General features: G+C 70.1%; 17 protein-coding genes and 1 pseudogene. 12 read left to right on the top strand and 6 right to left on the bottom strand.

Translation table 11 applies throughout. The annotated features are described in order from the left end of the window. Positions 1 to 19: 19 nt before the first annotated feature. The gene (locus tag REH65_RS09715; protein WP_406693131.1) at positions 20 to 748 is read right to left on the bottom strand and encodes an amino acid ABC transporter ATP-binding protein; all 729 of its coding nucleotides are present in this window, start codon (positions 746 to 748) and stop codon (positions 20 to 22) included. 278 nt (positions 749 to 1026) lie between these two features. On the opposite strand from REH65_RS09715, the gene miaB reads away from it, so the two are divergent. Together miaB and REH65_RS09705 are read left to right on the top strand one after the other, a co-directional pair. After that, on the top strand, positions 1027 to 2511 hold the full coding sequence (gene miaB / locus REH65_RS09710) for a tRNA (N6-isopentenyl adenosine(37)-C2)-methylthiotransferase MiaB (RefSeq protein ID WP_406692185.1): 1485 nt from the start codon (positions 1027 to 1029) through the stop codon (positions 2509 to 2511). After that, complete coding sequence (locus REH65_RS09705) at positions 2508 to 2951, top strand: hypothetical protein (protein WP_406692184.1); 444 nt, start codon at positions 2508 to 2510, stop codon at positions 2949 to 2951. The genes miaB and REH65_RS09705 overlap by 4 nt, the downstream gene beginning before the upstream one ends. 74 nt (positions 2952 to 3025) lie before the next feature. Here the strand turns inward: REH65_RS09705 and REH65_RS09700 are convergent, their stop codons facing one another. Next, complete coding sequence (locus REH65_RS09700; protein ID WP_406692183.1) at positions 3026 to 4351, bottom strand: DUF349 domain-containing protein; 1326 nt, start codon at positions 4349 to 4351, stop codon at positions 3026 to 3028. A 332-nt stretch (positions 4352 to 4683) separates the two neighbouring features. Here REH65_RS09700 and REH65_RS09695 point away from each other — a divergent pair, with 332 nt between their 5' ends. The 4 genes and pseudogenes from REH65_RS09695 (at position 4684) to hflX (ending at position 8791) form a co-directional block, all read left to right on the top strand. Next, positions 4684 to 5394, top strand: a complete 711-nt coding sequence (locus REH65_RS09695; protein WP_406692182.1) for a hypothetical protein — start codon at positions 4684 to 4686, stop codon at positions 5392 to 5394. A 29-nt stretch (positions 5395 to 5423) separates the two neighbouring features. After that, a complete protein-coding gene (gene miaA, locus REH65_RS09690) occupies positions 5424 to 6335 on the top strand; it encodes a tRNA (adenosine(37)-N6)-dimethylallyltransferase MiaA (protein WP_406692181.1) in 912 nt (303 codons plus the stop codon). 9 nt (positions 6336 to 6344) lie between these two features. Continuing rightward, the gene (gene dapF, locus REH65_RS09685) at positions 6345 to 7187 is read left to right on the top strand and encodes a diaminopimelate epimerase (RefSeq protein ID WP_406692180.1); all 843 of its coding nucleotides are present in this window, start codon (positions 6345 to 6347) and stop codon (positions 7185 to 7187) included. A 232-nt stretch (positions 7188 to 7419) separates the two neighbouring features. Continuing rightward, positions 7420 to 8791 (top strand): annotated as a pseudogene (gene hflX, locus REH65_RS09680) (GTPase HflX). A gap of 486 nt (positions 8792 to 9277) precedes the next feature. Here hflX and REH65_RS09675 read toward each other — a convergent pair. Both REH65_RS09675 and lexA read right to left on the bottom strand, forming a co-directional pair. Further along, a complete protein-coding gene (locus REH65_RS09675; RefSeq protein WP_406692179.1) occupies positions 9278 to 9451 on the bottom strand; it encodes a hypothetical protein in 174 nt (57 codons plus the stop codon). Between the two features lie 445 nt (positions 9452 to 9896). After that, on the bottom strand, positions 9897 to 10607 hold the full coding sequence (gene lexA / locus REH65_RS09670) for a transcriptional repressor LexA (protein ID WP_406692178.1): 711 nt from the start codon (positions 10605 to 10607) through the stop codon (positions 9897 to 9899). 569 nt (positions 10608 to 11176) lie between these two features. Between lexA and REH65_RS09665 the strand changes: the two genes are divergently transcribed. From REH65_RS09665 to REH65_RS09650, 4 genes are all read left to right on the top strand, one after another. Beyond that, positions 11177 to 11329, top strand: a complete 153-nt coding sequence (locus tag REH65_RS09665; protein ID WP_406692177.1) for a LysM peptidoglycan-binding domain-containing protein — start codon at positions 11177 to 11179, stop codon at positions 11327 to 11329. Positions 11330 to 11589: 260 nt separating this feature from the next. Further along, positions 11590 to 12081 (top strand): transcriptional regulator NrdR, encoded by a 492-nt coding sequence (gene nrdR, locus REH65_RS09660; protein ID WP_281457248.1) that lies wholly within the window; start codon positions 11590 to 11592, stop codon positions 12079 to 12081. A 176-nt stretch (positions 12082 to 12257) separates the two neighbouring features. Further along, positions 12258 to 15083, top strand: a complete 2826-nt coding sequence (locus tag REH65_RS09655) for a vitamin B12-dependent ribonucleotide reductase (RefSeq protein WP_281457247.1) — start codon at positions 12258 to 12260, stop codon at positions 15081 to 15083. 266 nt (positions 15084 to 15349) lie between these two features. Continuing rightward, on the top strand, positions 15350 to 15724 hold the full coding sequence (locus REH65_RS09650) for a hypothetical protein (RefSeq protein WP_281457246.1): 375 nt from the start codon (positions 15350 to 15352) through the stop codon (positions 15722 to 15724). A gap of 60 nt (positions 15725 to 15784) precedes the next feature. On the opposite strand, the gene REH65_RS09645 is transcribed toward REH65_RS09650, so the two are convergent. Continuing rightward, entirely contained in the window at positions 15785 to 17062 is a 1278-nt protein-coding gene (locus tag REH65_RS09645; RefSeq protein ID WP_406692176.1) for an aminotransferase class I/II-fold pyridoxal phosphate-dependent enzyme, read from the bottom strand. Between the two features lie 201 nt (positions 17063 to 17263). On the opposite strand from REH65_RS09645, the gene REH65_RS09640 reads away from it, so the two are divergent. Beyond that, positions 17264 to 18004 (top strand): SDR family oxidoreductase, encoded by a 741-nt coding sequence (locus REH65_RS09640; RefSeq protein WP_406692175.1) that lies wholly within the window; start codon positions 17264 to 17266, stop codon positions 18002 to 18004. Here the strand turns inward: REH65_RS09640 and REH65_RS09635 are convergent. Next, positions 17991 to 18284, bottom strand: coding sequence for a hypothetical protein (locus tag REH65_RS09635; protein ID WP_281457243.1), 294 nt, complete (start codon positions 18282 to 18284; stop codon positions 17991 to 17993). The genes REH65_RS09640 and REH65_RS09635 overlap by 14 nt on opposite strands. Positions 18285 to 18433: 149 nt before the next feature. Here REH65_RS09635 and REH65_RS09630 point away from each other — a divergent pair, with 149 nt between their 5' ends. After that, on the top strand, positions 18434 to 20218 hold the full coding sequence (locus tag REH65_RS09630) for a Xaa-Pro dipeptidyl-peptidase (RefSeq protein WP_406692174.1): 1785 nt from the start codon (positions 18434 to 18436) through the stop codon (positions 20216 to 20218). Positions 20219 to 20271 lie beyond the last annotated feature (53 nt).

Genomic DNA, 20271 nt, shown 5'->3' with positions numbered 1-20271 from the left:
GTGCAGTGGGTGGAGAACATCAGTGGGTGAGGATCTTGCCGAGGAAGTCCTTGGCCCGGTCGCTCTTCGGCTCGCCGAAGAACTTCTCGGGCTCGGCGTCCTCGACGACCTCGCCATCGGCCATGAACAGGACGCGGTGCGCGGCGCGGCGGGCGAAACCCATCTCGTGCGTGACGACCACCATCGTCATGCCCTCGTCGGCCAGGCCGGTCATCACGTCGAGCACCTCGTTGACCATCTCCGGGTCCAGCGCGGAGGTCGGCTCGTCGAAGAGCATCACCTTCGGCTTCATCGCCAGCGCCCGGGCGATGGCCGCCCGCTGCTGCTGGCCACCGGAGAGCTGCGCCGGGTACTTGTCGGCCTGGTCGGCGATGCCGACGCGCTCCAGCAGCTTCGTGGCCTCGCGCTGGGCCTCGTCGCGGTTCTGCCCGCGCACCTTGATCGGCCCGAGCGTGACGTTCTCCAGGATCGTCTTGTGCGCGAAGAGGTTGAACTGCTGGAAGACCATGCCGACGTCGGCGCGCAGTTCGGCCAGGGCACGTCCTTCGGCGGGCAGCGGCACGCCGTCGATCTCGATCGAACCGGAGTCGATCGGCTCCAGCCGGTTGATGGCCCGGCACAGCGTCGACTTGCCGGAGCCGGAGGGGCCCAGCACGACGACGACCTGTCCGCGGGGCACTTCGAGATCGATCGACCGCAGCACGTGCAGTGAGCCGAAGAACTTGTCGACCGCGGACATCCGGATCATCGGGGAGTCCGAGGGGGCTGCGGTCATTCAGTGCTCCCGAATGCGTCGTTTGTGGACTTCGTTGGCGGAAACTTAAGCCTGTCGCGCAGCCGGAGTCCAGTGGTTGGGATCGATACGTTGTTTCAACTCAGTTACGCAACGCGGTTGTCCTCGTCCGCGTAAGGGCTTAACCCGTGCACCCGTGTTGCGCTCCGTAGTTGCCCGGTGTGGTCCGGCGCCGCCCCATCATCGGTCCGGGCGGGTGAATCGGCGATCTGACCAGGCGCTACCGTGGAACGGTGAGCACGAAGACGTACGAGATCCGCACTTTCGGCTGTCAGATGAACGTGCACGACTCCGAGCGGCTCGCGGGCATGCTGGAGGACGCCGGATACGTGCGGGCCGCCGGTGGCGGGGAGATGCCCGCCGACGTGGTCGTGTTCAACACCTGCGCGGTGCGCGAGAACGCCGACAACCGGCTGTACGGCACGCTCGGCCACATGCGTCCGCAGAAGGACGTCAACCCGAACATGCAGATCGCCGTCGGTGGCTGCCTCGCGCAGAAGGACCGCGACACCATCGTCAAGAAGGCGCCCTGGGTCGACGTCGTCTTCGGCACCCACAACCTCGGCTCGCTGCCGACGCTGTTGGAGCGCGCGCGGCACAACCAGGAGGCCGAGGTCGAGATCCTGGAGTCGCTGGACGTCTTCCCGTCCACGCTCCCGGCGCGCCGCGACTCCGCCTACTCCGGCTGGGTCTCGGTGTCGGTGGGCTGCAACAACACCTGCACCTTCTGCATCGTGCCGTCGCTGCGCGGCAAGGAGAAGGACCGCCGCCCCGGCGAGATCCTCTCCGAGGTCGAAGCGCTGGTCTCCGAGGGCGTGCTCGAGGTGACCCTGCTGGGTCAGAACGTCAACGCCTACGGCGTGGAGTTCGGCGACCGCTTCGCCTTCGGCAAGCTGCTGCGCTCCTGCGGCCAGATCGAGGGCCTGGAGCGGGTCCGCTTCACCTCGCCGCACCCGCGCGACTTCACCGACGACGTCATCGAGGCGATGGCCGAGACGCCCAACGTCTGCCCGCAGCTGCACATGCCGCTGCAGTCCGGTTCGGACCGGGTCCTCAAGGCGATGCGCCGCTCCTACCGCAGCGAGCGCTTCCTCGACATCGTCGGCAAGGTCCGCCAGGCCATGCCGGACGCGGCCATCACCACCGACATCATCGTCGGGTTCCCGGGGGAGACCGAGGAGGACTTCGAGGCCACGATGGAGGTCGTGCGCCGCGCCCGGTTCTCCAGCGCCTTCACCTTCCAGTACTCCAAGCGCCCGGGCACGCCCGCCGCGGACATGCCCGACCAGCTGCCCAAGGAGGTCGTCCAGCAGCGCTACGACCGGCTGGTCGCGCTGCAGAACGAGATCTCCTGGGAGGAGAACAAGAAGATCGTCGGCCGCGAGGTCGAGCTGCTGGTCGCCGAGGGGGAGGGGCGCAAGGACGCCGAGACCCACCGGCTCAGCGGCCGCGCCCGCGACGGCCGCCTGGTGCACTTCACGCCCACCGGCGCGCTCGACGGCGAGATCCGCCCCGGCGATCTCGTGCGGACCACGATCACCCGCGCCGCCCCGCACCACCTGGTCGCCGACACCGAGATCACCGGCCACCGCCGAACCCGCGCCGGCGACCACTGGGAGGAAGGCGTGCGACCCAAGACCTCCGGGGTCAGCCTCGGGCTGCCCTCCATCGGCGCCCCGGCCCCGCAGCCGGCGGCGCAGCAGGGATGTGCGTGTTGAGCGAGGAACAGGACGTCAAACCCCGCATCGCGGTGTTGCGGCGCTTCGACCCCGGCTCCAAGGCGCTGGTCATCGCCACGGTGATGCTGGTGCTCGTGGTGAGCGCGCTGCTGCCGTGGGCCGGTGACAGCGCGGGCTGGCAGGTGCTGGCCGGGCAGGCCGACCCGGGCCTGAAGGTGGGCCTGCTGCCGCGGCTGTTCGCGATCAACGCCACCATCATCGGGCTCGGCTTCGGCGCGCTGGCGCTGATCACCCGATTCTGGGGAGCGGCGTTCGTCGCCGGTCTCGCCGGACTCGTGGTCACCTTCGAAGGCATGATCGCGATCTGGTCGCGGCAGACGAGCGGCACCGGGGGGCCGGGCGTCGGCCTCCTCCTCGCCGTGGCGTGCATGCTGATCCTGGCGATCCAGTGGATGCGCATCGTCTGGTCCCGCGACTGACCGGTCCCGCGATTGCGACCGCTCGTGAAGAAGCCCCGCACCCGTTCCGGTGCGGGGCTTCTTCGCGTTCTGGCTCAGCGGCTGGCGATGGCCTGCTCCGCTGCGCGCAGCCACTCGCGCCACTGGGCGGCCTGCTCGTCGGCCTTCTTGGCGCGACGCTCGTCACCGGCGGCCCGGGCCTTCTCCGCCTGCGCCTCGAACTGCTCGACGCGGCCGCGGAACTGGTCGACGCGGGCCTGGGCCTCCGGGTCGGTCCGGCGCCACTGGGCGTCGGCGGCCTCGTGGACCTTGTCGGCCACCGCGCGCAGCCGACCCTCCAGCTCGCGCATCCGCTCGCGCGGAACCTTGCCGATCTCGTCCCAGCGCTCCTGCAACCGCTGCAGCTGCGACTGCGCCGTCTTCAGATCGGCCGACGGATCGATCTGCTCGGCCTCGACCAGCAGCTCCTCCTTCAGCTTCGCGTTGGCGGCGTACTCGGCGTCGCGCTCGGAGAACGCCGCCGAACGGCGGCTGAAGAACCGGTCCTGGGCGGCGCGGAAGCGCTGCCACAGCTGCTCGTCGGTGTCCTTGGGTGCCCGCCCGGCGGCCTTCCACTCCTGCATCAGCTGCTTGTAGCGGTTCGCCGTCTCGCCCCAGTCGCTGGACTCGGTCAGCGACTCGGCCTCCTCGACCAGCTCCTGCTTGTGGACCTTCGAGGCCGCGCGCTGGCGGTCCAGCTCGGCGAAGTGCGAGCCGCGACGGCGGCTGAAGGCGTCGCGGGCCTTGGAGAACCGCCGCCACAGCTGCTCGTCGGTCTTGCGGTCGACGCCGCGGACCTTCTTCCACTCCTCCAGGATCTGCCGCAGCCGGTCGCCCGCCGACTTCCAGTGCGTCGACTCGTGCGCGATCTCCTCGGCCTCGGCGACCAGCGCCTCCTTGCGGGCGATGGCCTCCGCGCGGGCGCGCTCCTTCTCGTGCTTGGCGCCCTCGACGGCCTCCTCGGCCCGGGCCACCAGGTGCTCTAGGCGGGCGGCCAGCGCGCCGAGATCACCGATCACGGCCGCCTCGGGCAGCGCCTCCTGGAGGTGCTTGGCGCTGGTCAGGGTGTGCTTCGGCTCCCCGGCGTGGGTGCCCAGCCGGGTTTCGAGTAGCTCGACCTCGGTGACCATGTCGTCGAACTTGCGGGCGTAGAGGGCCAGGCCTTCGGCCGCATCACCGGCTTGCCACGAACCGATCGCCCGCTCGCCGTCGGAGGTGCTCACGTACACCGTCCCGTCGGCGTCGACCCGACCCCACTTGGACGGGTCCGAGGAGGCTTTCGGTACTGCGGGCGCGACCGCGGGTGACCCGGTGTTGCTGCTGGTCGAGTCCGCGACCGCCTTGTTGGCGACCGACTCGGGGGTCGTGTCCTGGTGCGTCATGGCCGGCTTCCTCCTTGCGTGCCCGCTCCGATGCCCGTGTCCGGCACGGGCGCCCCGCATCGACGGGGCCCAGCAAGCGTCAGCCCGAACCGTCGGATGGTCCGGCTTCCGCTGGCGCATTCAAACAGGTCAGCAGCCGATCCGGTACTCCACGTCCGAATCGGTGCCCGGCCGAAACCTCGCGACGCCATGACCTGCACGGCTTCATTGTCATCGGAGGCCCGCCCAGCGGCAGCGAGCAGGGTGCCGATGCCTCGCACCGGTCCGCACCGCCGCGCTCCGCGGCCACCCGCTCCAACCAAGTCGACCGTGACCTCTTAACGTGCACGGATGTGATCACCCGAGTCGCCGTCGTGCCGCACCCGCCGCTGCTGGTTCCCGCCCTGACCGTGCGGGCCGATGCCGAAACCGAGCGGTTGCGAGGCGCCTGTTTGCGCGCCGTGTCCAGTCTGGCGGATTCGAGCGCCGAATGGGTGGCCGTTGGCGTAGATCCCTCCGGCCCGATCCGATTCAGTTCGACCACCTCGGGCACCTTCGCCGGCTACGGCCGGGACGTGCGCGTCTCGCTCGGCGACCCATCGCTCGGGGATGCGGCCGAACCGGGAACGGAGCTGCCGCTGCCCGCCCTCATCGCCGGGCTGCTGCGCGAGCAGGCGGGCGCCCGGACCGTCGACGTGCGGCTGCTGGCGCCCGGCACCCCGGCTGAGCAGTGCCGCGACCTGGGTGCGGAGCTCGCCGGATCGGACACCGCGCTGCTGGTCCTGGCCGAGGGCAGCAACCGCTCGGACGAGCGCTCCCCGCACCGGCCCGACCACCGCGCCCGGCCGCTGGACGAGCTGCTGGCCACCGCCCTGGCCCGGGTCGACGCCGAGGTCCTGATGGAGCTGGACCCCGCGCTGTGCGCCGAGGTCGGGGTGTCCCGCGAGGCCCTGCAGGTGCTACCGGGAGTGGTCGCCGAGGGCACCTGGAGGGGTGAGCTGCTCTACTCGGGCACCCCGTTCGGGGTGACCTACGACGTCGCCACCTGGACCAGGGACGACTGAGGCGCCGGGCGAGCTCTTAAGGTTCTGGTGTGTCCCCGCTCCCGCACCCCGTCGCCGTCGTCGGGCCCACCGCGACCGGCAAGTCCGACCTGGCCGTAGCGCTCGCCGAACGTCTCGACGGCGAGGTGATCAACGCCGACGCCATGCAGCTCTACCGAGGCATGGACATCGGCACCGCCAAGCTCACCTCGGACGAGCGACGCGGCATCCCGCACCACCAGCTCGACGTCCTCGACGTCACCGAGACCGCCTCCGTCGCGGCCTACCAGCGCGCCGCCCGCGCCGACGTGGAGGACGTCCTCGCCCGCGGCCGCACCCCAATCCTCGTCGGCGGTTCCGGGCTCTACGTGCAGGCGGTCGTCGACGACCTGACCTTCCCGGGGACCGACCCCCAGGTGCGGCAGAAGTACGAGGACGAACTGGCCCGGCTCGGCCCGGTCGCGCTGCACCGCAGGCTCGCCGAGCTCGACCCGGCAGCGGCGACGGCCATCCTGACCAGCAACGGGCGGCGCATCGTGCGGGCGCTGGAGGTCATCGAGATCACCGGCGAGCCGTTCTCGGCGAATCTGCCCACGCCCGGGCCCGCCCGCTACGGCACCGTCCTGATCGGCCTGGACCGCCCGGCCGAGGACCTCGACGACCGCGTCGACGAGCGCGTGACCCGCATGTTCGACGCCGGCCTGGCCGACGAGGTGCGCCACCTGGAAGAACAGGGGCTGCGGCACGGCCGCACCGCCAGCCGGGCCCTGGGTTACCAGCAGGTGCTCGCCGAGTTCGACGGGGCGGGCGACATGACCGCCGCGGCCGCCGAGACCGCGCGGCTGACCCGTCGCTTCGTGCGACGGCAGCGCTCCTGGTTCCGCCGCGACGACCGCATCCGCTGGTTCGACGCCGCCGACGCCTCGCTTGCCGACGATGTCCTGGCCCTGGTGAATCCGTAGACTGGCGACGTGCACGCCTTCGCAGGACCCGAGTACATCAAGGGCCACGGGACCCAGAACGACTTCGTCATCCTCCCCGACCCGGACGGTGAGCTGGAGCTCACCGAGGACCGGGTGCGCGCGCTGTGCGACAGGCAGCGCGGCCTGGGCGCTGACGGCGTGCTGCGCGTGATCCGAGCGGCCAACCTGCCCGACGCTCCCGCCGACGTCCCCGGCGACGTGTGGTTCATGGACTACCGCAACGCCGACGGCTCCATCGCCGAGATGTGCGGCAACGGCGTGCGGGTCTTCGCCCGCTACCTGGTCGAGTCCGGCCTCGCGCAGGCCGGTGACCTGCCGGTCGGCACTCGCGCGGGCATCCGCCCGGTGCGCACCCACGACGACGGCCGGGTGACCGTGGAGATGGGGCAGGCCAAGATCTTCGGCGAGTCCACCACGGCCGTGACCGGCCAGGTCTTCTCCGGGGTCGCGGTCGACGTCGGCAACCCCCACCTGGTCTGCGTCGGCGACCACGACCTCGACGCGCTGAACCTCGACACCGCCCCGCCGCACGACGCGCACCTGTTCCCGGAGGGCGTGAATGTCGAGTTCGTCCGGCCGCTGGGCGGCGACGAGGTGCGCATGCGGGTGCACGAGCGCGGCGTGGGCGAGACCCGCTCCTGCGGCACCGGCACGGTCGCCGCGACCGCCGCCGCGCTGCACGCCGCAGGTCAGACCACCGGGCACCGGACCGTGCACATCCCCGGCGGCACCGTCGAGGTGGAGATCACCGCCAGCGGCTCGACCCTGACCGGACCGGCCGTGCTCGTCGGCGGGGGACGGCTCGACGCCGGTTGGTGGCAGAACCCGTGACGACGGAATTCCCGAAAGCGCAGGTCAACGCCGGTCTCGGCGGTGCGCGATCGGGCGCGTGCGAGCGCTGCGCGGGAAAATGGGTCGCGCAGCGTGGGACAATGACCCTGAGATGAGAGATTCCTTGACCGCATCCCCAGAGCTCGACCAGGACTCGGCGTTGGAGCCGGACGTGGCCGACGTCGACGAATTCGAACCGATCCTCGACGGGGACGAGCCGTCCACCGGCGAGATGGAGCTGGAGGAACGCGCGTCCCTCCGGCGGATCTCGGGCCTGTCCACCGAGCTCGAGGACATCACCGAGGTCGAGTACCGGCGGCTGCGCCTGGAGCGCGTCGTGCTGGTGGGCGTGTGGACCGAAGGCGACGCCGAGCACGCCGACGCCTCGCTGACCGAGCTCGCGCGCCTCGCCGAGACCGCGGGCTCGGAGGTGCTCGACGGCATCATTCAGCGCCGCGACCGGCCCGACCCGGGCACCTACATCGGCTCGGGCAAGGTCCGCGAGCTGCGCGACCTGGTCGCCTCCAACGGCGCCGACACGGTCATCTGCGACGGCGAGCTCTCGCCCGGCCAGCTGCGGCAGCTGGAGGAGAAGCTCAAGGTCAAGGTCGTCGACCGAACCGCGCTGATCCTCGACATCTTCGCGCAGCACGCCCGTTCCAAGGAGGGCAAGGCGCAGGTCGAGCTCGCTCAGCTGCAGTACTTCCTGCCGCGCCTGCGCGGTTGGGGTGAAACGATGTCCCGTCAGGCCGGTGGCCGGGCGGGCGCCAACGGCGGCGTGGGCACCCGCGGTCCCGGTGAGACCAAGCTGGAGACCGACCGCCGGAGCGTGCACAAGCGCATCAGCAAGCTGCGCAAGGAACTGGCGGCGATGAAGACCGTCCGCGGCACCAAGCGCAGCCGCCGCGAGTCCAACGAGGTCCCGGGCGTGGCCATCGCCGGCTACACCAACGCCGGCAAGTCCAGCCTGCTCAACGCCCTGACCGGCGCCGGTGTGCTGGTCGAGGACGCGCTGTTCGCCACCCTGGACCCGACCACCCGCAAGGCGGTCACCCCGGATGGCAGGCCGCACACCCTCACCGACACCGTCGGGTTCGTCCGGCACCTGCCGCACCAGCTGGTCGAGGCGTTCCGCTCCACCCTGGAGGAGGTCGCCAGCGCCGACCTGCTGGTCCACGTGGTCGACGGCTCCGAGTCGTCGCCGCACGAGCAGGTCGCCGCGGTGCGGGAGGTGCTCAGCGAGATCTCCGAGGAGCACGCCTCGGAGATGCCGCCGGAGCTGCTGGTCGTCAACAAGATCGACTCGGTGGACGCGACCAGGATGGCCGAGCTGCGCCGCCTGCTCCCGGAGGCCGTGTTCGTCTCCGCGCACAGCGGCAAGGGCATCGAGGGTCTTCGCGAGATCATCGCCGACCGGCTTCCCCGACCGGAGCTGTTCGTCAACGCCCTGATCCCCTACACGCGGGGTGATGGTGGCGCGGCTGCACAGCGACGGAGAGGTCGTCGTCGAGGAGCACACGCCGGAGGGCACCCGCATCCAGGCCAAGGTCCGGCCGGACCTGGCCTCGTTGCTCGAGCCGTTCGCGGCCGACGGTGCGGCCTGACCGAGCCGGCGGCCTGACCGGGGCCGCGCTGCTCGCCGCGGGCGTGATCGTCACCGGCACGCCCGCGCACGGCCAACCGGGACCGGTCGAGGTGTGCACGGTCGAGGACTCCGAGCTCTCCGAGCTGTCGGGCCTGGCCTCCGACGGGAACCACTGGTACGCCGTCGGTGACGGGGGATCGTCGGTGCAGGTGTTCCTGCTGAACCCGCAGACCTGCGAAGTGGTGTCCCAGCGCACCAGCACGGCCAACCCCTACGACGTCGAGGACCTGGCGCTGGCGCCCGACGGCGCGGTGTGGCTCGCCGACACCGGCGACAACCGGCACGACCGCAAGACAGTCGCGCTGCACGTCCTGCCCGCGGGTGGCGGCTCGACGCTGTACCGGATGCAGTACCCGGACAGCCCGCACGACGCCGAAGCGCTCCTGCTGGATCGCGCGGGGGTGCCCTACGTCGTCACCAAGGAACCGCTCGGCTGGGCGGGCGTCTACCGGCCCGCGCAACCGCTGGACCCGGACGCCACCGTCCCGATGGAACGAGTCGGCACGGTGTCGTTGCGCGCCACCAGGACGCCGGGCGGGCCGATGGACGGGTCGATGGGCTCGGTCCTGGTCACCGGCGGTTCGGTGAGCGCGGACGGCACGCTGGTCGCGCTGCGCACCTACACCGAGGCCTACGTCTACCGCTCGCCGAACGGCGACGTGCTCGAGGCGCTCCGCGGCGAACCCGTGCGCATCCCGCTGCCGAACGAGGAGCAGGGCGAGGCCATCGCCTGGGAACCCGGCGGCGGGCTGCTGTCGGGGTCTGAGGGCAACGAGCCGATCCGCCGCGTCTCCGGTGCGGACGGGGACCCGTCCGACGAGCCGCGGCGAACCCCGCACCCGGCGACGGCGATCAGGCCCAGCCCGCGGCCGAGGAGGACGGCGTGTCCACCGGCCGCTCGCTGGTCTTCGCCGGAGTCGTCGCCGCCCTGCTGGTCTACCTGGTGGGCTGGCGCCGCAGGCGCTCCTGACCGCCTCGTTCGCAGGAGGACCTCGTCCGGAGGCGGTCTTCGGTCAGGGACGGCCCCCAGGTCAGGGATGGCGCAGGTCAGAGACGGCCCCAGGTCAGAGACGGCGCAGGACCGCGACGACCTTGCCGAGGATCTGGGCGTCGTCTCCGAGGATGGGTTCGTAGGCGGAGTTGTGCGGCATCAGCCAGACGTGATCGTCGGTGCGCTTGAGCGTCTTGACCGTGGCCTCGCCTTCGATCATCGCTGCGACGACCTCGCCGTTGTCGGCCTCGGGCTGCTGGCGAACCGCGACCCAGTCCCCGTCGGTGATGGCCAGGTCGACCATCGAGTCGCCGACGACCTTGAGCAGGAACAGCGTCCCGTCGCCGACGATCTCCTTCGGCAGCGGGAAGACGTCCTCGATGGACTCCTCGGCGAGGATCGGGCCACCGGCCGCGATACGCCCGACGACCGGCACGTAGGCCGGCTTGGCCTGGGTCTCGCTCTCGGACTCGCCGCCGACGAGCACGCCCACGGTGCGCGGCCGGTGCGGGTCGCGGCGCAGGAAGCCCTTGCGCTCCAGCACGCGCAGTTGGTAAGCCACCGACGAGGTGGAGGTCAGGCCGACCGCGTCGCCGATCTCCCGCACGCTCGGTGGGTAGCCGTGCTCGCTCATCCACTCCCGGATGGCTTCGAGGACCTTCAGCTGGCGGTCGCTGAGCTCCTCGGCCGCCGTGGCCTGTTCCGGCACGGTGTCCACCTCGGCAGGGGAGTCCTTGATGTCGTGTACGCGGCCCCCGACAGAGCCGGTCGCATTCGTCGCCACCGCTGCCTCCTGAATCCGTGTGAACTGCGGTGCTGGTGTGGGTCGAGCGGTGCGTCGCCCCGGTTCTGGTCGCCGGTGACCGCCGTTCGCCGCTCGCTTTCCACAGTAGACGCGACAAACACGGAGATCAAACACCTGTTCGAGTTAATTTCAGGCTCGGGTCTCGCGCTGAAGGCCACTCTTGGTACACAATCGCACGGAGGTTCGATCGAACAACCTTTCGATCATTGTTTCCGCGCGGGAGGCGACATGACCACGTTCATCGACACAGTACGGCGGGTTCGGCCGGTTGAGCGGGAATCGCTCGCCGTGCGGCCGGAAGTCGAACCGATCGTGTCGCCCCGCCGACGTGCGGAAGAGCGTCGCCCACATGGGCGGGTGATCCAGGCGGCCGGTCGTGGCCGGGTGGGCGAGGTCAGATCGTGCGCGCGGCCGGTGCGCGCGATCGGCAGAGCCGGCGAGTGGCTCGTGCTGGGCGGCGTCGCGGCCGCGACCTTCCTCGTCGTGGTGCTGGTGGGACTGTTCGGGATCGGCGACGCGCCGGTGACGGAGGTACCACCGTTGTGCAGGTGCGAACGGGGGACACTCTCTGGGGCATCGCGACGCGGATGGCTCCCGACGAGGACCCCCGTGCGGTGGTCGAGCGCATCGTCGAGCTCAACGGTCTCGGGGGCGCTTCCGCCGAAGCGGGACGCCACCTGGTGGTGCCGGTCGGTAGCTGACCGAACCACTAGATGTTGTGGTTCGCCGGGTTTTCGCAGCTGGGGCGAGGAGTGCGTCATCCGGCCGGGCGACAAGGGTGTGTCGGTTTGCAACGCGGTTGGACGCGGGTTTAGAGTCGACCACAACATCTAGTAGTTACGTCCATGTGGTTAGCCCAGAGATTGGGCTTCCGGTCTTCCGGGTACTCCATGGGCGTACGTGGTCGTGGGCCGGTGGGAGTCGGTCGGCGGCCGCTCAGGGGGAAGGGGGTGCATGGCCGGTGCGGTGCCCGTTCTGCCGCGGCGATGACTCCAGGGTCGTGGACTCGCGCGAGGTCGAGGACGGCCAGGCGATCCGTCGTCGGCGTTCGTGCTCGGCGTGCGGTCGCCGGTTCACGACCATCGAAGAACTGGTGTTGTCGGTCGTGAAGCGGTCGGGTGTCACCGAACCCTTCAGCCGGGACAAGGTGGTGACCGGTGTGCGCCGCGCGTGTCAGGGGCGTCCGGTAGAAGAGGACGCGCTGCAGCAGTTGGCGCACCAGGTGGAGGAGGCGATCCGGTCCTCCGGCATCGCCGAGCTGCCCAGCCACGAGGTCGGGCTGGCCATCCTCGGTCCGCTGCGGGAGCTGGACGAAGTCGCGTACCTGCGCTTCGCCAGCGTCTACCGCGCGTACTCCTCGGTGGAGGACTTCGAGAAGGAAATAGCCGACCTGCGGTCCGCGAGGGAGACCCAGCGGGACGGCGAGCAACGAGACGTGGAGAGCGGCGGTTGAGCAAGCCGCGACGGCGCGCGTCCCGCAGAGGGGGCGGAAGCGCGAAACGCCAATCGGCGTCCCGGGCGGGCACGCCGAAGAGAACAGAGCCGCGACCGAACCGGACGGGGAGCCCGGACGGGGCCGACAGAACGCGATCGACTGAGCGAGCGATGAAGAACGAAAAGGGGCAGGTCATGACAGAGACCGTCGGTAGCCCGGCCGGCGCAGCGGGGGAGCCGGAAGCAGGTGCCCGCGAGGGCATCCGGGTGGAGCGCGTCTACACCACCGAGGGGGTGCACCCCTACGACGACGTCAAGTGGGAGCGCCGCGATGTGGTGATGACCAACTGGCGGGACGGTTCGGTCAACTTCGAGCAGCGCGGGGTCGAGTTCCCCGACTTCTGGTCGTTGAACGCGGTCAACATCGTCACCAGCAAGTACTTCCGCGGTGCCGTCGGCACCGACGAGCGCGAGAGCAGCCTGCGGCAGCTGATCGACCGGGTCGTCAAGACCTACGTCGCCTCGGGTGTCGAGAACGGCTACTTCGCCACCGACGCCGATGCCGAGATCTTCGAGCACGAGCTGACCTACATGCTTCTGCACCAGGTCTTCAGCTTCAACTCGCCGGTCTGGTTCAACGTGGGCACCAGCTCCCGCCAGCAGGTCTCGGCCTGCTTCATCCTGTCGGTCGACGACACGATGGAGTCGATCCTCGACTGGTACAAGGAAGAGGGCCTGATCTTCAAGGGCGGCTCCGGCGCCGGACTGAACCTGTCCCGGATCCGCTCCAGCAAGGAGCTGCTGTCCTCCGGTGGCACGGCCTCCGGCCCGGTGTCGTTCATGCGCGGCGCCGACGCCTCCGCGGGCACCATCAAGTCCGGTGGCGCCACCCGCCGCGCGGCCAAGATGGTCGTCCTCGACGTCGACCACCCCGACGTCGAGGAGTTCATCGAGACCAAGTCGCGCGAGGAGCACAAGATCCGCGCGCTGCGCGACGCCGGTTTCGACATGGACCTGGGCGGCGCGGACTCGAACTCGGTGCAGTACCAGAACGCGAACAACTCGGTGCGCGTCTCCGACGAGTTCATGCGCTCGGTCGAGAGCGACGGCGACTTCGGCCTGCGCTCCCGCACCGACGGCGACGTGATCAGCACCGTCAAGGGCCGCGAGCTGTTCCGCAAGATGGCCAAGGCCGCGTGGGAGTGCGCCGACCCGGGCATCCAGTACGACGACACGATCAACGACTGGCACACCTCGCCGGAGACGGGCCGGATCACCGCGTCCAACCCGTGCTCGGAGTACATGCACCTGGACAACTCCAGCTGCAACCTGGCTTCGCTGAACCTGATGAAGTTCCTGCGCGATGACCTGACCTTCGACGCCGAGCTGTTCTCCAAGGCCGTCGAGTTCGTCATCACCGCGATGGACATCTCGATCTGCTTCGCCGACTTCCCCACCGAGTCGATCGGCGTCACCACCCGCAAGTTCCGCCAGCTGGGCATCGGCTACGCCAACCTCGGCGCGCTGCTGATGGCCACCGGTCACGCCTACGACTCGGACGGCGGTCGTGCGCTGGCCGGGGCGATCACCTCGCTGATGACCGGTACCGCTTACAAGCGCTCGGCTGAGCTGGCCGGTGTCGTGGGCCCGTACGAGGGCTACGCCCGCAACGCCGAGGGCCACCAGCGGGTCATGCGCAAGCACGCCGCGGCCAACGACCTGGTGCGCACCTACCACCACAACGACAAGACCGTGCACAAGCTGGCCACCGAGGTCTGGCAGCAGGGTCTGGAGATCGGTGGCCGCAACGGCTGGCGCAACGCCCAGGCGTCGGTGCTGGCCCCGACCGGCACCATCGGCCTGATGATGGACTGCGACACCACCGGTGTCGAGCCCGACCTGGCGCTGGTGAAGTTCAAGAAGCTGGTCGGCGGCGGCTCGATGCAGATCGTCAACCAGACGGTGCCGCGCGCCCTGCAGGCGCTGGGCTACCAGGAAGAGCAGATCGAGGCGGTCGTCGAGTACATCGCCGAGCACGGCCACGTCATCGACGCGCCGGGTCTGCGCCCGGAGCACTACGAGGTCTTCGACTGCGCGATGGGCGAGCGCTCGATCGCGCCGATGGGCCACGTCCGGATGATGGCCGCGGTGCAGCCGTTCATCTCGGGTGCGATCTCCAAGACGGTCAACATGCCGGAGTCGGCCACCGTCGAAGAGGTCGAGGAGCTCTACTTCGAGGGCTGGAAGCTGGGCCTGAAGGCGCTGGCGATCTACCGCGACAACTGCAAGGTCGGCCAGCCGCTGTCCGCGGGCAAGGGCGACAAGGGCGAGTCGGAGAAGGCGGTCGAGAAGCAGATCGAGTACCGCCCGGTCCGCAAGCGCCTGCCCAAGAAGCGCCCGAGCCAGACGGTGTCGTTCACCGTGGGCGGTGCCGAGGGCTACCTTCACGCCGGGTCGTACCCGGACGACGGGCTGGGCGAGATCTTCGTCAAGCTCGGCAAGCAGGGCTCGACCTTGGCCGGCGTGATGGACGCCTTCTCGATGTCGATCTCGGTGGGTCTGCAGTACGGCATCCCGCTGGAGTTCTACGTCTCGAAGTTCCAGAACCTGCGCTTCGAGCCGGCCGGTATGACCGACGACCCGGACATCCGGATGGCCAGCAGCGTCCTGGACTACCTGTTCCGCCGCCTGGCTCTGGACTACCTGCCCTACGAGAAGCGCGCCCAGCTGGGCATCTTCACCGTGGACGAGCGGGAAGCCCAGGTCAACAACACGGAACCGGCTCCGGCGTCGGACAACGTCGACCTGGACACGATGCGGTCCACGGTGGACTACTCGAAGGCCGAGGAGAAGTCCGAGTCCAAGGACGACGTCCGCGCGGGGAGCTCCACCGAGCTGCTCGAGCTCCAGCTGGGCAAAGCCGCCGACGCGCCGCTGTGCATGACCTGCGGCACGAAGATGCGCCCGTCCGGTTCCTGCTACCTCTGCGAGGGCTGCGGTTCCACCTCGGGCTGCAGCTGAGCCTGAGGGCTGAATGACCGAAGTCCGGGGTGGGTGTGACCAACACACCCACCCCGGACTTCTTTCGTGTCAACACTGTTCGCGTTTGGCCAGGTGAGGCGTTCACGGTCAGGCGACGCCCGTCGGGCGACCGCCGGAAGAACCCGGTGGGGCGCCGCGGATTCGGCACGCTCGTCCGCACCGAACAAGCGGAGGTGGAGATGCGGGCACGAAACCTGTTGAAGAACGCGATTCTCTTCGCGGCACCTGGGATTCACGTCCTGACCGTGACCGGGCTCCCGGACCCGGACCGGTCCGTGACCACCCTGGCGGCGATCGACTACGCCGGGGAACTGGCCTTGGAGAACCCCGAGGCCGAGCACTACCTCGACGAGTTGCTCGACGAGGAAGCGGTGGTGTCGATCGTCCTGCACTCGCTCAGCGAGGAGGTCGCGTTCACCGATGCGCGCGGCGAGGACGTGCTGGTCAAGCACGTGTACGGATGGTTCATCGAGGGTGGTGTGATCTCGCCGGTCACCGCGGCCGAGGCGTTCGACCTGGGCTGCGTGGATCCGGACACGGGAGAGCCCGTCCCGCCGGAGCCCGGTGTCGTCTACGAGGACGCCTGGCCGCTGGTGCTGGAAGGTGAGAGCTCCAGCTGATCAGACGACGAAGGCCGGTGCGGTTCCGCGGAACCGCACCGGCCTTCGTCGTGCTCGGGGTCAGGACTGCTCGTCCGCCAGCAGCTTCTCGGTGGCGATCAAGCGGACGCAGACGGCCAGGCCCGCCGTGGCCGCCTCGACGTCGGCGAGCTCCGGGAAGGTCGGCGCGATGCGGATCACCGAGTCGGCCGGGTCGTCACCGTGGGGGTGGGTCGAACCGGCCGGGGTGAGCGCGATGCCCGCTTCCTTGGCCTTGGCGACGACGGCCTTCGCGCAGCCTTCGGGAACCTCCAGGCTGATGAAGTACCCGCCGGCCGGGTTGCTCCACCGAGCGAGGCCGGTCCCGCCCAGTTCGGCGCTGAGGATCTTGTCCACGGCTTCGAACTTGGGCCGGATCAGCGCGGCGTGCTTGCGCATGTGCTCGCGCAGCCCGTCGCGGTCGCGCAGCAGCCGGGCGTGCGCCCGCTGGTTGACCTTGTTCGGGCCGATGCTGCGCTTGGAGGTCGATGCCAGCCACCACTCGATGTTGGCGGGGGAGGAACCGAAGAACGCCACGCCCGCGCCCGCGAAGGTGATCTTCGAAGTGGAGCCGAACACCAGCGCGCGGTCCGGGTTGCCGTTCTCGGCGCACAGCGCCAGGAGGTCGGCGATCTCAGCCTCGTCGTCGGTGAGGTGGTGCACCGCGTAGGCGTTGTCCCAGAAGATCCGGAAATCGGGTGCGGCGGTGCTCATCGCCGCCAGCCGCCGCACGGTCTCGTCGGAGTAGACGGTGCCGTCCGGGTTGCTGTACTTCGGCACGCACCAGATGCCCTTGATCCGGGAGTCCTCGGCGACGAGCCGCTCGACGACGTCCATGTCGGGGCCGTCCGCGGTCATCGGAACGGTGATCATCTTGATCCCGAGACGCTCGGTGAGAGCGAAGTGGCGGTCGTAGCCGGGAACCGGGCACAGGAACGCGATCTCCGGCTCGGCGACCCAGCGCTGCGAGCCGCCGGGAACCCCGTTGAGCAGCGCGAACACCAGCGCGTCGTGCATCAGCTCCAGGCTGGAGTTGCCCGCGGCGAGCAGCTGGTCGACCGGCACCTGCAGATCGGTGCTGAAGATCTCGCGCAGCTCGGGCAGGCCGTTGAGGCCGCCGTAGTTGCGCAGGTCGGCGCCGTCGGCGTCGGTTCCGCTGGCGAGGTCGAGCAGCTCGTTGGAGAGGTCGAGTTGCTTCGGCGAGGGCTTTCCTCGGGTGATATCCAGTTTCAGGCCACGCGCCACGAGATCTGCGAACTCCTGGTGGGCGCGGTCGCGCTGGGCGGTCAGCTCTTCGATGGTTGAAGCTGGATCGGGCACCGGTTGAATCCTTCGCCGTATCGGGTAACGAGCAGGAAACAGCCTAGTCGTTGTGGCCGGTCGGTGTGAGCACGACCTGCGGTCAAGCCGACACCGCACCGCTCATCTATGACGTGGATCACCGGATTGCGCTGGTCATGGCGTCACGTCGGCGGGGTTGACCTCGTCTGCCCGGTGAGACTTCGAGGGGAGGGCCACGACGTGGGAAAGTCGATCTTGGTCACCGGTGGGACCGGAACGCTCGGCAGCGCTCTCGTGCGGCGACTGCGGGAGGATGACGAGGACGTCGAGGTGCTCAGCCGCCGCCCGGGCACCGGGCGGGTGGTCGGCGATCTGCGCACCCGGCAGGGACTCGCGGACGCGGTCTCCGGCGCGGACGTGATCGTGCACTGCGCGACCACCAACAGCGGTCACGACGTGCAGGCCACCCGCAACCTGGTGGAGTTCGCCCGCCGGTCCGGCCGACCGCACGTGGTCTACATCTCCATCGTCGGCATCGAGCGGATCCCGCTGTTCTACTACCGCGCCAAGCTCGAGTCCGAGCGGCTGATCAGCGAATCCGGGCTGCCGTGGACGATCCTGCGCACCACGCAGTTCCACGACCTCGTCGCCAAGTTCAGCGCCGTGCAACGCCGCTCACCGGTGGTGGTGGCGCTGTCCGGTGTGCGGTTCCAGCCGATCTCGGTGCGCGACGTCGCGGAGCGGCTGGCCGAGCTCGCCCGCGGCGACGCGGCGGGACGAGTGGCGGACCTGGGCGGCCCGCAGGTGCGCAGCCACGAGGACCTGACCAGGGCCTACTTCCAGGCCGACGGCCTGCGCCGACGGGTGTTGCGACTGCGCCCGCCGGGCTCGTTGTTCCGGGAGCTGCGGTCCGGGGCCAACCTCGTCCCGGACCGGGCGGTGGGCCGGGAGACCTTCGAGGAGTTCCTCAGCGGCGGGTGAGCAGGTGCGCAGCGGTGGCCGTCGCCGCGGTCACGGTGAACACCGACGGCCAGGCGCCGATCTTCTTGGCCAGCGGGTGCGATCCGACCAGCGCGGTTCCGTAGGTCGCGCCCAGGGCCAGCGCGGGCACGACGCCGGCCCGGCGACGGCAGATCTCCATCGCGCCCAGGCCGGCGCCCGCCGCGACGACTCCACCCCAGTGCCGGTGCTGCGAAGCGCGGGCCACCGCGAAGCCACCGATCAACCCGGCCGAGGTCAGCAGGCTGGAGGGAATCGACATGCGCACTCCTTGGGTTCCGGTTCGGATGCTTCGACCTTACTGCCGCTCGGGTGGTTCTGGCGGGAACCCGCCGCATCGGTGTTTGACTTCCCGTTTCGCGCTAAGAAAAGTGCCGGTGTCGTCCACTTCTCCAGCTTCGGGAGCCCCGCATGCGGCGCGTTCGGACAGGTTTGCTCGCGGCGATCGTCGCCCTGCCCCTGATCGGGTCCGCGGCCGCGGGGGCCGAGCCGCCGCAGGGTCCGGTGTTCGCCGACGGCGAGGCGCAGCCGGTGTTCGACCCGGCGCGGGCGGTGCGGCAGGACCTGTTCGTCACCGCGCCGGTCGACAGCGACCACGACGGATCGCAGGACCGGGTGCACGTCCAGGTGGTGCGGCCCGCCGAGTCCGACCAGGGACTGCGGGTGCCGGTGGTCTACCAGGCCAGCCCGTACTTCTCCGGCGGCAACGACGTGCCCAACCACAACGTCGACACCGAGCTGCACGTGCCGGAGCGGTCCGGTGCCCGGACGACGCTGAGCGCCTCCGGTGACGAGCGGATCGCGGTGGCCGCCGAGATCGACTGGGCCTACGAGCAGTACCTGCTGGCCAGGGGATATGCCGTGGTCTACGCGGAGTCGCTGGGCACGGGGGCGTCCACCGGGTGCCCGACCACGGGGGCCGAGAATGAGACGATCGGCGCCAAGTCCGTGGTGGACTGGCTCAACGGCCGGGCACCGGGGCACGACGCCGCAGGCACCGATGTTCCGGCGACCTGGTCGACCGGCAAGGTCGGCATGATGGGCGTCTCCTACAACGGGACCCTGCCGAACGCCGTCGCCGCCACCGGCGTCGAGGGGCTGGAAGCGATCGTGCCCATCGGGGCCATCTCCAACTGGTACGACTACTACCGCACCGACGGCGCCGTGGTCGCTCCCGGTGGGTACCAGGGCGAGGACGCCGACGTGCTGGCCGAGTACGTCCACACCCGAGCCGACCGCGAGCCCTGCCGCCCGGTGATCGACGGGCTCACCGCGGAGCAGGACCGCATCACCGGTGATGACAGCCCCTTCTGGGACGAGCGCAACTACCTCGGCGACGCGGACCGGGTGCGCGCGGCGGTGCTGTCGGTGCACGGGCTCAACGACTGGAACGTCAAGACCCGCCAGGCCGCCCAGTGGTACGGGCTGCTGCGGGAGCACGACGTGCCGCACAAGATCTGGTGGCACCAGTCCGGCCACACCGACCCCATCGAACTGCGCGAGCAGGAGTGGCTGCGGACCCTCAACCGGTGGTTCACCCGGTACCTGCACGGCGTGCCCAACGGGGTCGAGGACGAGCCCCGCGCCACGGTCCAGCGCGAGGACGGCAGCTGGACCGAGGAGGCCGAATGGCCTGCTCCGGGGGCTGCCGAGACGGTGCTGCGGCCGACGGCGGGCGGCTCGCAGCGCGGTGGTCTGAGCGCCGAAGCGCCCGCTCAGCGAGCGGTGGAAGGGCTCACCGACGACGCGGGCCAGAAGGCCGAGGACCTCGCTTCCGCCGCCGGCTCGCCGAACCGGTTGGCCTACTTCACCGAACCGCTCGCCGAGCGGGCCCGGGTCAGCGGGGAGGTGCGCGCAGAGCTCGGACTCAGCTTCGACGAGCCGGCCGCCAACGTGACCGCGCTGCTGGTCGATCAGGCACCGGACGGATCGGTCTCGGTGGTCACGCGAGGCTGGGCCGACCCGCAGAACCGCGAGGCCCTGGACCGGACGACGCCGATCGAGCCGGGTCGCCAGTACGCGATCACCGTGCGGATGCAGCCCGACGACTACGTATTCGCGCCGGGGCACCGGCTCGGCGTCGTGGTGCTCTCCAGCGATCACGACTTCACGTTGCGGCCCCGTCCGGGTGCGGGACTGGCGCTGGACCTGGCGCGCACGCAGGTCTCACTTCCGGTGGTCGGGCGGATCTCGTGACGGTCTTTCGCGAAAACCGGTGTCATGGCGGACGGTGATACCCGATCGAGCAG

The organism is Saccharopolyspora sp. ID03-671, assembly GCF_045278815.1.
Lineage (GTDB): Bacteria > Actinomycetota > Actinomycetes > Mycobacteriales > Pseudonocardiaceae > Saccharopolyspora > Saccharopolyspora ipomoeae.
The sequence above is the reverse complement of the archived record's forward strand: the minus strand, read 5'-3'. Positions and strand labels throughout refer to the sequence as shown.